Source organism: Sphingomonas mangrovi, from assembly GCF_047975845.1.
Taxonomy (GTDB): domain Bacteria; phylum Pseudomonadota; class Alphaproteobacteria; order Sphingomonadales; family Sphingomonadaceae; genus Sphingomonas.
The window spans coordinates 1-12,745 of record NZ_JBIUCZ010000016.1; the positions used below are offsets into that span (position 1 = coordinate 1).

8 protein-coding genes and 1 tRNA gene are annotated in these 12,745 nt (G+C 69.8%); 1 reads left to right on the top strand and 8 read right to left on the bottom strand.

Going from position 1 to position 12,745, the window contains the following annotated elements; translation table 11 throughout:
• Positions 1-26: 26 nt before the first annotated feature.
• Positions 27-103 (top strand) — tRNA-Met (locus tag ACBY01_RS09580).
• 586 nt (positions 104-689) lie between these two features.
• Here the strand turns inward: ACBY01_RS09580 and ACBY01_RS09585 are convergent.
• The 8 genes from ACBY01_RS09585 to ACBY01_RS09620 are packed head-to-tail and all read right to left on the bottom strand — an operon-like array spanning position 690 to position 12,604.
• Positions 690-2,543, bottom strand: a complete 1,854-nt coding sequence (locus ACBY01_RS09585) for a glycoside hydrolase family 9 protein (RefSeq protein ID WP_416460587.1) — start codon at positions 2,541-2,543, stop codon at positions 690-692.
• A complete protein-coding gene (locus ACBY01_RS09590) occupies positions 2,540-4,015 on the bottom strand; it encodes a carboxylesterase/lipase family protein (protein ID WP_416460588.1) in 1,476 nt (491 codons plus the stop codon). Before ACBY01_RS09590 ends, ACBY01_RS09585 begins: the two co-directional genes overlap by 4 nt.
• Positions 4,012-4,761 (bottom strand): SGNH/GDSL hydrolase family protein, encoded by a 750-nt coding sequence (locus ACBY01_RS09595; RefSeq protein ID WP_416460589.1) that lies wholly within the window; start codon positions 4,759-4,761, stop codon positions 4,012-4,014. The genes ACBY01_RS09590 and ACBY01_RS09595 overlap by 4 nt, the downstream gene beginning before the upstream one ends.
• A 14-nt stretch (positions 4,762-4,775) precedes the next feature.
• Positions 4,776-6,782, bottom strand: coding sequence for a glycoside hydrolase family 97 protein (locus ACBY01_RS09600; protein WP_416460590.1), 2,007 nt, complete (start codon positions 6,780-6,782; stop codon positions 4,776-4,778).
• Entirely contained in the window at positions 6,782-8,140 is a 1,359-nt protein-coding gene (locus tag ACBY01_RS09605; protein ID WP_416460591.1) for a glycoside hydrolase 5 family protein, read from the bottom strand. Before ACBY01_RS09605 ends, ACBY01_RS09600 begins: the two co-directional genes overlap by 1 nt.
• Positions 8,141-8,187: 47 nt before the next feature.
• Positions 8,188-9,663: a tryptophan halogenase family protein gene (locus tag ACBY01_RS09610; protein ID WP_416460592.1), complete on the bottom strand. Its 1,476-nt coding sequence runs from the start codon at positions 9,661-9,663 to the stop codon at positions 8,188-8,190.
• The gene (locus tag ACBY01_RS09615) at positions 9,660-11,132 is read right to left on the bottom strand and encodes a tryptophan 7-halogenase (RefSeq protein ID WP_416460593.1); all 1,473 of its coding nucleotides are present in this window, start codon (positions 11,130-11,132) and stop codon (positions 9,660-9,662) included. The genes ACBY01_RS09610 and ACBY01_RS09615 overlap by 4 nt, the downstream gene beginning before the upstream one ends.
• Positions 11,129-12,604 (bottom strand): tryptophan halogenase family protein, encoded by a 1,476-nt coding sequence (locus ACBY01_RS09620; RefSeq protein ID WP_416460640.1) that lies wholly within the window; start codon positions 12,602-12,604, stop codon positions 11,129-11,131. The genes ACBY01_RS09615 and ACBY01_RS09620 overlap by 4 nt, the downstream gene beginning before the upstream one ends.
• Positions 12,605-12,745: the final 141 nt, after the last annotated feature.

Genomic DNA, 12,745 nt, shown 5'->3' on the forward strand with positions numbered 1-12,745 from the left:
CCCATTCACAACCCTCAACTCCTCGGCGCGGGGTGGAGCAGCCCGGTAGCTCGTCAGGCTCATAACCTGAAGGTCACAGGTTCAAATCCTGTCCCCGCAACCACAACACATTACGCCCCCGCGAGCCAACGCTCGCGGGGGCGTCTCGCGTCTATGCCCACCTCCGGTTAGAAAGCGCACAGTGGCGTGGACCAACGCGGGACGTGGCACACGGCTGCGCAAGACTGCAGGTCGCGAGTCTGAGCCCGCGTGCGGCGAGTTGTGTTGCCAAGCGCGACGTCTGTTCTGGCGCTTCGCCGCGGCGGTGGTTGAGCATGACGTCGAGCGGGGTTAGGCGCTCCGCGGCCTCTCGACCGGCAAGTACCCGGCCGCCGGGTGATCGCCGCATACCGCACTGGGCAGGTGCGCGCCCGATAGCCGCTGGTCGCCGGGGTCGACGCTATCGTCCGCTAGGAACCTTATCGATCGCTGCCGTGAGGGACGTGCCGGACAGGATGCGCAGCATCACTGCTCCATGGGATGGAACCTCCGCCGCATACCAGCCCGTCTTCCGGCCGAGCGACCGATGGGCCCAAAAGTTCGAGACGGTCGACACGAAGAGGCATGGAGGGGGGAGCCTTGCAGGAGAGAGATTGGGTTGCCGCAGGCACGTCGCGGACGGCGGGATCGGGCCGGGCGGGTCCGCCGGACTAAGACCGGCGGGTCGCATCCAGAAAGGCCGCAACCCAGACGAGCGGCGCGTTCCAGTTGATCGCGACCTCGTTCATCGAGAACGCGCGCCAGTCGTCGGTCCAGCAGGTCAGCCCGACGCATCGGCCGCGCATCGTCGCCGCCACGTCGTCGGCGAACGCGGTGTTGTTGGGACCGCCGGAGACCACCCCCGCGGGTGGCGCCGGGTAGCGCGGATCGACCGGATGCCAGAAGCGGTGGTGCGGAAAGCGCATCGGCCGCGCGCCGAATCCGGTGATGTACGACTGGTCGAGCGCATTGCGGCCGAGCAAATAGTCCATCACGTCGACGGCAGCGGTGCGGTAGCGCGCCTCGTGCGTGAGTTGCCAGGCGACCCCCAGGAGTAGCGCGCGGTTGAGCAGAACGCTGTTGGATCCCCAGTCATACTCATGGCTGGCATAGGGGAGGCGGTATCCGCTGCGCGTCCGCTCGGCGAGGAAACCGTCGGCCAGCCGCAGCACCGCCGCGCGGGCTGCGTCCCGGGCAGCACCTGCCGCGGGCATGGTCGCCAGGGTGGCGAGTCCCGCCTGGTCGACCGAGCCCCATGTGAGGTCCGGCTGGGGATGGGCGAGGAAGCGCGCGCGCATCACCGCCTGTTCGAAGGGCTGTTCGCCGGTGGTCGCATAGAGCTCGGCCGCTGCCCAGAACCGTTCGTCGTCCAGTGCTTCGTCGCCGTAGCCGCCGCTGCCGGTGAAGTCGCTGCTCGCGAAGAGCGCCGGGTGCCGCTCGGCCGCCGCCCAGGCGCGGCGCGCGGCGAGCAGCGCGCGCGCAGCGAAGGCGGGATCGCTCTTCTGCCAGATCCGCGCCGCCTGCGCTGCCACCGCAGCCATATTGAGCGTCGCGGCAGTGGTCGGCGGGTACAGCGCGCGGGGCATCCGGTCGTCCGCCGGCCGGGTGGGGAGGCCGGTCCATTGCGTGTCGGCAACCTTGCTGTGCACCAGTCCTCCGGCGGCGATGGTGCGGAAGTCTCCCGCCGCCTTGCCGCCGCCCGCGGTCTTCGCGACCACCAGTTGCGTGTCTTGCGGTACCTGCATCGAAAGCAGGAACTCGACCTCGACGCGAGCCTCGTCGAGCAGGTCGTCGCGACCATTTCCTGCCTCCGGCACCGCGAGACGCCCATCGGCGAACGCGTCGCCCGCGCCCCAGGCTGCGAGCCGCTCATGCAGGTCGAGCAGCGTCCAGGTGGCGATGCCGCCGTTGACGACGTATTTGCCGTGATCGCCGGCATCATACCAGCCGCCGGTCACGTCGAGCGAATAAGCGCAGCCGGGCCACCGGACGCCCCGCTGATCGGTGCCCGCAAAGCAGGTGACCCGGTCCGCCGGATGTCCCGCGGCACGCGCAAGATCCGGTCGCTCGACGAACCCGGGCAGGATCGGCACCGCGCTGCGCTGCTGGTAGAAGAACGCCATCGCGGCGGTGGCGAGCAGGGCGTAGGGCCGGGCGGCGATCGCGAAAGGGCGGCTCTCGGCATTTCCCGCCCGCAGCCGATAGCCGGTGCCGACCGGTGGACGGGCCGCGCTGAAGTCGATGCGCTGGAGCCGTTCCCCGGAAGCCGCGTCGGCCCCGAAGGGGATCGTCTCGCCCTCGGCAACCAATGCGCCCGCCGCATCGCGCAGGGTCCAGTGCTGGGCGGCGGCCTGCGCCGTCACCAGGATCGCGGTCTTCGGTCCGGCGCGCTCAAGTGCGATCTGACTCATGCGGATTTCCGGGCGCGGCGGTTCGGGAGCCGCGGCACCCAGAAGCAGCGCCGCCGCCGCTGCGGCGGCTCCCGCCGTCCAGAGCCGCGCCGTCTGGATTCGCCGCCCCATCATGGCGTCGTCCGCGGCGCGCAGACCGTCCCCCGCAGGTCGGTTCGGGCAACCGGGCCGGTCTGCGCGAACTCGAGATACGGGCGGGACGCGAGGTCATAGGCCGGCCAGTGCGGCAAGCCCGGGCCGTTCGGGTCGCTGCGGCGGACGAAGTTCAGCCAATAGGCCTGCAGCGGCGGCTGGCCTGGCTTGGGCAGATCGAACACATAGCGGGTCTCGCTCGCGTGATTGACCGTCTCGCCGGCCGGCGCATAGTCGAACTGATATTGCCACACCGGATTGCCGCGGGCGCGCAGCGCCTTCGACACCGCAATGGTGGGGCAGCGGAAGACGAGATCGGTGCCGAGTTGCATCGCGACGTCCCCCAGCCGCGGATCGGGCGCCGGGGCGGGCGTGCGGTCGAGGCCATAGGCGGCGCGGACCGCGGCGGTGTTGCGAGGGAATTCTCGCGCGATGACGGGCTCCGAGTCGCGGCCCGAGTAGCCGGTGAACTCTTGCGCGTTGACCCCGATCAGGAACGGCGCGCGTGCGAAGCGGCCAGCGGCGAGCGTTTCGGCGGGCGTCTCCCGCAGCACACGACCGTCGACCACCGCGTGCAGCCAGATGAAGCTGTTGTCCTCGACGCCCGGCGCTTCGACGGTCTCCTGCGCCTGCAGGATCGCAGCGACGGGAAGGGCACGAAGCTGCGCTGCGCTGGCTTTGGCGGGAAGCGCTGCCTTGCGCGCGATTGCCGCGCCGACGCGCTCATTCTCGGCGAGGGTGCGCGGGGGGACCCCAAAGCCCGGCGTGCCGCTCTCGGCGATGGCGCGTGCGAACAGCGTGCGGGATCCCGGGGCGAGCATATGCAGCCCGACGTCCTGCGCTCCGGCGCTCTCTCCGGCGATCGTCACCTGGGCGGGATCTCCGCCGAACCGGGCAATGTTGGCCTGCACCCAGCGTAGTGCCGCCTGCTGATCCATCAGCCCGTAATTGCCGGATGCGCCGCCCTGTTCCGCCGTCAGCGCGGGATGCGACAGGAAGCCGAGCGCGCCGAGACGATACTGGATCGAGACCAGCACGATCCCGGCGTCGGTGATGTGCGATTCGACCGTCCCGCCGCCCGCGCCGCCGCGATTGCCGCCGCCATGAATCCACACCAGCACCGGCAGCTTCGCCGCGGGGTCGATGCGGGGCGTCCGCACGTCCAGGAACAGGCAGTCCTCCGCCGAGCTGTCCGCGGCGGCCTGGTTCCAGCTGCCGTAGGAAGGTTGCGGGCAGGCGGCATGCGGTTCGGTCGCATCGGCCACCCCTTGCCAGCGCTTGGCGGGAAGCGGCGGGCGCCAGCGCAGCGGACCTGTCGGCGGCGCCGCGAAGCGGATGCCGCGGAACACGCCGCCGCCACCCGGCAGCGCCTCGCCGCGCACCCGCCCGGCCTCGGTCGAAACGACCGGCGCGGGCGTGGCGACGGCCGTGAGCGCGAGCGCAACCGCGATCATCGCGCCAGCCCCTGCGGCGCCGGCTTGGCAAGCGCCGTCCGGATCGCCGCTTCGGCGACCGGCCCCATCGCGCGATAGCCCGCGTCATTGGGGTGCACCCCGTCATAGGTCAGCGCCGGCGTCAGCGCGTCCCCCTCGTGCAGCGCCCCCCAATAATCGGCGTAGGTCGCGCCGGTCTCGGCGGCGTAGCGTCGCAGCCAGCCATTCAGCCGTGCGATCTTCGGCGCGGTTTCCAAGCCCGGGCGCCACGGGAAATGATCAGCCGGCGGAATCGAGGCGAGGATCACGCGGATGCCGTGGGCGCGCGCCAGTTCCGCCATCGACATGATGTTCGCCTGTGTGTCTTCGGCGGTCATCGGCCCGGTGTTGCCGGCGATGTCGTTGGTCCCGACCATGATCTGCACCGCGGCGGGCTTGAGCGCGATCACGTCCTGGCGAAAGCGCAGCAGCAGCTGCGAACTCGTTTGGCCGCCGATGCCGCGATTGATGCGATCCGGGGGGAAGAGCCCGGGAAGCTTGTCGATCCAGCCCTGCGTGATGGAGTCGCCGATGAAGACGATCCGCGGCGCCGAGGTTGGCACGAGTGCGGCGTTCGCCTCCCGATAGCGACCGAGCCACGCCCAGTCGGTGTGGAGCCGCTGTTCCGCCTCTTCCTCGGCCGTGCTCTTGACGGGGGCAGCCGGCCCCTGTGCTGCCAAGGGCGCGGCGGCGATGCCGGCGATCGCGGCGGCGAGCAGAAACGGCATGGACGGGGATCTTGTCATCGGATCGGCTCCAGGATGGCCACTGCGCCGCCCGAAGCGGCGAGGGTGAGCGTCAGCGGGTCGGCGGCGGTGACGGTGCCGCGCTGGTCGACGAGTTCGGTTGGGGCGGCGCCATCCTGCCAGCTGCGCAGCGCGAACCGCCCCTTGCCGAGGAAGGCAAGCGGCAGCGTCACCGTCCGTGCGGCGTCGGTCATCGCCCCGACGTACCAGGTGCGGCCCTTGCGCCGCGCCACCGCGACATAGCTGCCGAGGGTTCCGGCGAGGAAGCGCGTCTCGTCCCAACTCGCCGGCACCGCGGAGAGGAACTCGAGCCCCGGCTGGTCGCGATACGCATCGGGCGAGTCCGCGACCGACTGCAGCGGGCTTTCGTACACCACGTACATCGCCAGCGCCTGTCCGCGCGTCGTCTGCACCTCGGGGGCCACCGCCTGGATGCGGAAGGTTTCGGGCGTGCGGTTGCGATAGCCGCCCGGCGTATAGTCGAGCGGCCCGGCCAGCATTCGCGTATAGGCGAGGGTGACGTTGTGTCGCGCCGTGATCCGGCGCGTCCACTTGTTGTATTCGGCCCCCAGCACGCCTTCCTGGGTGAGGAAATTGGGCCAGGTCCGCGTCATCCCCCAGGGGTGGGTGGCGCCATGCAGGTCGAGCAGCAGGTGATGTCGCGCGGTCGCGTCCGCGAGACGATGGTAGAAGCCGATCATCTCCTGATCGTCGCGGTTCATGAAATCGACCTTGATCCCCTTGATCCCCCAGCGCTCGATCTGGGCGAGGATGCGATCCATGTCGCGGTCGAGCAACTGCCAATGGACCCAGACGATCAGGCCGACGCCGCGCTCGCGCCCGTAGGCGACAAGCTCGGGCAGGTTGAGCTCGGGGATCGGCCGGGTCGGGTCGGCGCCCTCGTTGAGGAACGGGCCGTTGCCGCTCGCCACATACCAGTTGTCGTCGACCATCATGTACGGCAGCTTCAGGCTGGCGGCGAAGTCGATATAGGCTTTCTCGGTCTCGTCGTTGGTGCCGGGCGAACGCACGCTCGAAAGCACCGGACCCGACCACCAGTCCCAGGCGGTCTTGCCGGGCTTCACCCACGAAAAGTCGCCGCGGGCAGTGGGATTGAGGCTGGTGAGCAGCGTGTTCTCGATCAGCTTGCCGGGCTCGTCGGCGATCATCACCACCCGCCACGGCGAGACGAGGCCGCTGCCCACATCGGCCTTTACCGCGATGTCGGGATCGTCGGGCCGGCGGGTGAGCTTGGCCGCCACGCCGAGGGCGCCGGTCTCGGTACCGGTCAGGTACATCGCCGGCCAGTTCTCAACCGCGGCCTCGGCAATCGCGAAGCTCGGGCCGTCGTCGCCGGTACGGCAGACGAACGGCAGTTCGTAGAGGTTGTGCGGCCGGACCATGCCGGCCCGCACCGGATCATACTCGCCCTCGTGGCTGGTCCCGAAGCTGCCGAGGTTGAGGCCGGTGCAGCCATAGTCCGCGGGAAAGGCGAACTGCGTCAGCTCGTTGACGAGCCGCACCGAGGGCAGCGACGCCTGCTGCGGGATCGCGTAGCGCATCGCCACACCGGTGTCATAGGCACGCACCACCAGGTCGAGCCGCCGTTGTTGCCCGGCAGGCTCGGCGAAGTGGACAACGATCTGGTTGTACCGCTCCGCGACCGACGACACCTTGCCCGCCGGCAGCGTGTAGCGATCGGTGCCGGTGCTGCGGTCGACGGCGGTGATGCGCAGCCCGTCCGACAGCTTGGCGTAGCGTTCGAATTCGAGCCCCAGCAGCGACGGCGCGAGGATCGTGCGGCCGCGCCGTGCGACCCGGTAGGTCGGCTGCCCCTGCGCATTGGTCCCCAGCGTCAGGACGACGCCGCCATCCGGCGAGGCGATTGCGGGAGGTGCCGGCTCGCGCGCGCCCGCCGAGGAAAGGGGGAGGGCGGCGAGCAGGAGCGCCGCGGCGGAGCCGATCGGCCGGAGCGAGGCTCGGGAAAGGTGCTGCGTCGCCATCAGATCCCCGCCAGCGCCGTGGCGTGCGCGCGGATCACGGCCTGGGTCGATGCATCGCTGTCGAAGACGCCGTACCAGCCCTGCGGCTCGTGCGGGGGATCGCCCATGTAGCCGAGATCGCCGCGCTGGAAGCGGTAGTCGCGATGCGGCGTCCGCGCCTCGCCGTTCCAGGCCCAGAAGTTCGAGCCTGCAAGCGGGCCGCCGGCCCGCGCGCTGGCTTCGACCGCGGCATAGATCTGACGGTAGAAGCGGTCCTTGAAGTGTGTCGACACCGCCGGGTCATAGGCGTCGGCGCCGTCGCGGGGGTAGCCGAACTCCTCGATCACCAGCGGCTTGCCGAGCGTAGTTGCCAGGCGGACGTGGGTGTCGAGATAGTCGGCGACCTTGGCGGCACCCGCATCATAGGTTCCGGCGAGATTGCCCGCGTCCATCCAGCTCCAGTTGTTTGGCCAGATATGGGCGGTGAGGTAATCGATCGCCGGCGAACGGTGCGCGTCGAGCACCACCGCCTCGCGCTCGATCGATCCCTTCAACCCTTCCGAGCCGGTGCAGACGAGCTGATCGGGGGCAAGCGTTTTGATGTAGCGGGCGGTCTGGTCGATCCAGCGATAGAAGTTCGGCAGGTTCGGCACGGCCACCGCCTCTGAGCCGCCGGGGCGCGGCTCGTTGGCGAGCTGCCACGCCATGACCGTCGGATCCTCGGCATAGCGGCGCCCGGTGACGCTGTTGGTGCGACCGACGACAGCCCGCACATAGTCGCGGTACATCGCCTGCGCCTGGCCGCTGGTGTAGAAGGCGGCGTTGAAGTCGGCGAACTCCGGCCACGGATGCGCCGGGTCGTTCATGTTGATGTAGCGGCCGCCGTTGACCCAGTAGAGATAGGTCATCATCCCGCCCGACCATTCCCAGAAGTTGGTCAGATAGACGACGGCGGTCATGTCCCGCTTCGCCATTTCCGCGAGCGTCCAGTCGAGCCCGGCGAGCAGATCCTGATTGTAGGTGGCGCTCTCGTCGCGAAAGGCCGGGGTGATCGAGTTCTTGAGCGGCGAAAGCTCGGCCGAGCCGAGGATGCGGAGGTTGCGGATGCCGAGGGCCTGAAGCCGGTCGAGCTCGCGGCCCAGCCGGGCGCGATCGCCGTATGCGGTGTCCGCGCCGAGCCAGGCGGCATACCAGATGTTGGCGCCGGCGTAGCGATAGGCCTCGTCGCCACGGCGGAACCCCGTCCCCTCGACGCGGACGAACGGCGAGTCGGATCGGGTCGGCCGGGGCAGCTGCGGGTTCACCGCGCAGGCGCCGACGAGCGCGGCACCCGCGACGATCATCGATCGGCGGTCGGTCAGACAGCGGTGGTCGGTCAAGGGGCGATACTCCTCAGATGGGGTGGGGCGTGGAAACGCACGCGGGTTCATTCGACCATCGCCAGCTGTCGGGCGGCGTTGGCATAGCCGGCGCGCATCTGGCGAAGCGCGCCGACGAGCTTGGCTTCGTCGAGCGCGTCGACGACCGGATCATAGCCTTCGGGCACGATGCCCTGTCCGAGCATCACGGCGACCCAGCTCGGAACGGCGAAAAGCTCGTCGTCGTAGCGGAAGATGCGGCCCTTCTCCCGGAACAGCGCGATCTTGCGTTCCAGGGTGTCGGGAATGGGCATGGTGCGCACGTGCCGCCAGAAGGGCGAATCCTCGCGTCGGGTCGCGTGATAGTGGAGGATGATGAAGTCGCGGATCGTCTCATACTGGCTGCGCATCAGCCGGTTGTATTCGTCCCGTTCGACCGGCGTGAAACGCATGTCGGGAAAGAGGGCGAACAGCTTGGAGATACCGGCCTGAACCAGGTGGATGCTGGTGGACTCGAGCGGTTCGAGGAAGCCGCCGGCGAGGCCGAGCGCGACCACATTGCCTTCCCACATCCGGTTCCGCCGGCCGGCGGTGAAGGAAAGGCGTCGCGTGGCAGCGGTGGTAGGTGCATCAAGGTTGGCGAGCAGCACGCGCTCCGCTGCGTCATGATCCAGAAAGCGGCTGGCATAGACGTGGCCGTTGCCGGTGCGGTGCTGGAGCGGGAGACGCCATTGCCACCCTGCGGTCCGCGCACTTGCCCGCGTGTACGGCAGGAGCGGCCGGACTCGCTCCGTCGGCACCGCGATCGCGCTGTCGCATGGCAGCCAGTGCGACCAGTCTTCGTAGCCGACGGCCATCGCCTCGCCGAGCAGCAGGCTGCGGAAGCCCGAGCAGTCGAGGAACAGGTCGCCCTCGACGACCCCGCCGCCGTCGAGCCGCAGCGCCCGGACATGGCCGGTGACGGCATCCTGATCGACATGGGTGATCCGGCCCTCGACCCGACGCACGCCCTGCGCCTCGGCACGCTCGCGCAGGAAGGCTGCATAGAGGCTGGCGTCGAAATGATAGGCATATTCCAGGCCCGACAGCGGCGAGCGGGGATCGGGCGAGGGCGGTGCGAAGCGGCCGTGCCGCGCCGCGACGGCCGCCATCGAATAGTCCTCGATCGGCCCGATGCCGTCGCGATCGCGAAGCTTCAGCCACAGCTGGTGGAAGTTCAGCCCCTCGATGTCCCTGCCGTGCGTGCCGAAGGGGTGGAGATAACGATCGGTGCCGTCGGTCCAGCCGACGAACTCGATGCCCAACTTCACCGTGCCGCCGGTCGCGCGCAGGAACGCCGCCTCGTCGATGCCCAGCCGGGCGTTGAAGCCGCGGATCGGCGGGATCGTCGCTTCGCCGACACCCACGGTCCCGATTGCTTCGGATTCAATCAGGCTGATGGTGCGCTGGCCGTCATCCAGGAATCGCGCAGCCGCGGCCGCCGCCATCCAGCCCGCCGTGCCCCCGCCGACGATCACCACGCGGCCGATCGGTGCGCCGCTCATCGCGCGCCTCGCGTCGCTGCGTTGAGATAGTCGGGGTAGGGCGGCAACGCTGCCGACACGCTACGAACGGCGCCGCGAAGCCGCTCGAGCGCAGCCGCCGCCGCTGCAGGCGGTACCGAAAGGGCGATCGGATCGATCCGCGCAGGCCGCACCCCGAGGCCGAGCAGCGCCTGCGTCCATTGGCCCGCGGCCATCATCTCTTCCTCGACCGGTGGAAGCGTGCCGCGCTGGCGGAACTGGGCGAGCGCTGCAGCAAGTCCCGCCGGCGCCGGGCGTGCGCGCAGCGGGTGCCAGAACTCGCCGCGCTGCGGGCTGCCTGCGAAATAGAAGCTCGCGGCATAGTCGCGCATGTGGTCCGCGCGGAGCGTCGCCCGGCGATTATACTCGGCGGCCAGCGACGGCTCGGCCGCGCATCCCGGCATCAGGCTCAGAGCGAGCTCCAGCTGCGCGCAGGCCAGCGTGAAGCCGAGGCAGCCGAGTGGCCCCACCGCCGCGGCGGCATCGCCCAGCACCAGCAGATTGCCTGCCATCGGGGTCGCGAGACGGCCGGGGCGCAGCGCGATCCGCTCCACGGCTGCCGCCGGTCTGCCGAACTGGCGCGTCGCGCTCGCGTCGCCGGTGACGGTACTCGCATAGCCGAGCGCCTCGACGCTCCGGTCGGCAAGCGGCCAGGTGGCGCTCCACCCCGTCCGATGGGCGGTGTAGCGATCGGTGGGGGAGGGACCGCCGGAGCCATCCGCCAGCAGCAGGCGATCGACCGGCAGCGCTGCCGACCAGTCGATCCGGACGGCGGCATCGGGCAGCAGGCAGGCGGCTGGGCCGCTTGCATCGACGAACAGATCGGCCGTGATCCGTCTGCCGTCGTCAAGCAGCAGAGCGTCGATGCCCGTGTCGCAGTGAGTGGCGGAAACGTTCGCGCTTCGAACGATGGCGATCCGCATCGCCTGGGCACGCTCCCCCAGCAGCGACCGGATGCGGTCCGGATCGAGCCGCAGTGCGAAGTCGAGCTGCGACAGGAGCGGGTATCGGGGAGCATCGTCCGGGTGGATGAAGCGCTCCGCCGCCGCGAGGCTGGCGCCCGGGAGCAGCGCATCGAAGCGGCCGACGGCACCCTGCGCAAGCCAAAGCTGGTGGAGCGCAGCGCCGTGGACGGGCGGTGCCCGTTCGCCGACCCCAAGGGTGAAGGGCGTCTCGCCCCAGTCGAACCGCTCGCCGATGCGATGAGTGGCACCGGAGGCGAGCAGCGCCGCTTCGTCGAGTCCCAGCGTGGCGAGGAACGCGAGCGCTGGCGGGAGGGCTACCGGCAGCCGATCCGCGAGCGCGGCGGGATCGTCCGGGGTCGCGATCACGGCCACGCTGGCAAGCGGCAATGCGCGGGCGAAGGCGATCGCACTCAACAGCGCGATCGGGCCACCCCCGACGATCGCGATTACCCGCGGCGCCGCGCGGCAGTTTGCGGCCCCTGTCACGCGGCGATCGCCTGCTGGGAAAGATAGGCCGCATGGTCGGGAAGGCGGGCGGCCGCAGCGGCGACGCCGCGCTGCAATGCGGCGAGCGCACGGTCGAGCGCCGCCGCGTCCGGCAGATCGGCACGGGGATCCCACCCGTCCGGAACGATGCCCTGGCCAAGGTAGACGGCGATCCAGCTCGGCTCGAGGAATAGGCCGTGGGTGTAGCGGGATACCTGGGCGGTTCTGCGCCACAGCGCCATCTTTTCCGCCAGGCTGTCCGGGATCGGCATCGTCCGGACATGATCCCAGAACGGCGAATCGCGTCGCGTCGTGGCGTGATAGTGGAGGATCAGGAAGTCGCGGATGCGATCATATTCCGCATCCACCTGGGCGTTGAAGCCGTCCCGGTCCGCGGCGGCGACAGTCGGACCCGGGAAATGCTCGATCAACTGGGTGATCGCCATCTGCGCGAGATAGATGCTGGTCGATTCGAGCGGCTCGAGAAAGCCGGAGGCGAGCCCAATGGCCAGAACGTTGCCCACCCAGCTGCGCTGCCGCCGACCGGCACGAAAGCGAAGCACCCGCGGTTCGGCGAGCGGGGGCCCCTCCAGCGCGCCGACCAACGCATCTGCCGCCGCTGCGTCCGAGACATGGGCGCTGGAATAGACATAGCCGTTGCCGATGCGATGGCGCAGCGGGATCCGCCACCGCCATCCGGCCGGCATCGCCGTCGCGCGCGTGAACGGCTCGATCGGCCCCGGCGGCGCGACGCAGGGCGCCGCCACAGCCCGGTCGCAGGGCAGCCAGTGGGACCAGTCTTCCCAGCGCGCGTCCATCGCCTCGCCGATCAGCAGCGCGGGAAACCCCGAGCAGTCGATGAACAGATCTCCCTCGATCCGCCGACCGTCGGAAAGGAGGATCGCGCGGACGTCGCCACTCGCCGGATCGCGGTCCACCGCCGTCACCCGGCCTTCGGTCCGCATCGCGCCGCGCGTCTCGGCATGGGCGCGAAGGAACGGTGCGAAGCGGGTGGCGTCGAACTGATAGGCGTAGCCGAAGCTCGAGGCCAGATCGGCGGAATCGGGGCCCGGTCGCGCGAAGCGACACGCGCGGGCTGCGGTCACTGCGGCAGAAAAGACTTCGATCGGCGCGACGGTGCCGGCGTGGTGCCGCCGCAGCCAGTAATGGTGGAAGCCGACCTGGCCGAGCTGCTGTCCGTAGGTGCCGAACGGATGGATGTAGGAATCGCCGACCCGCCCGAAGTCGCGGAACTCGATCCCAAGCTTGAAGGTCGCGTGCGTGGCAGCCATGAACGCCGCCTCGTCCATGCCGATCCGGGTGATGAACGCGCGGAGGTGGGGCAAGGTCGCCTCGCCCACACCGACGATACCGATATCAGTCGATTCGACGAGGTGGACGTCCGCCGCCGCAGGCACCAGGCTCACCAGCGCCGCTGCCGTCATCCAGCCCGCCGTTCCGCCCCCCACGATTACGATCCTGATAGGCTCCGAAACGGTCAAAAGTCGCCCCCTCCTTGCGACGTCGTTGCGCCACCTGTTGCCCGAGAACCTACCCTGCGAAGCAAGTATCGCAAGGGACGATACTTGTCTTGACCGGATGCTGGCCATGTA

Excerpts from the sequence above, each read along its gene's own strand:
- ACBY01_RS09585 (WP_416460587.1), bottom strand. The coding sequence starts at position 2,543 with ATGATGGGGCGGCGAATCCAGACGGCGCGGCTCTGGACGGCGGGAGCC.
- ACBY01_RS09590 (WP_416460588.1), bottom strand. The coding sequence starts at position 4,015 with ATGATCGCGGTTGCGCTCGCGCTCACGGCCGTCGCCACGCCCGCGCCG.
- ACBY01_RS09595 (WP_416460589.1), bottom strand. The coding sequence starts at position 4,761 with ATGCCGTTTCTGCTCGCCGCCGCGATCGCCGGCATCGCCGCCGCGCCC.
- ACBY01_RS09600 (WP_416460590.1), bottom strand. The coding sequence starts at position 6,782 with ATGGCGACGCAGCACCTTTCCCGAGCCTCGCTCCGGCCGATCGGCTCC.
- ACBY01_RS09610 (WP_416460592.1), bottom strand. The coding sequence starts at position 9,663 with ATGAGCGGCGCACCGATCGGCCGCGTGGTGATCGTCGGCGGGGGCACG.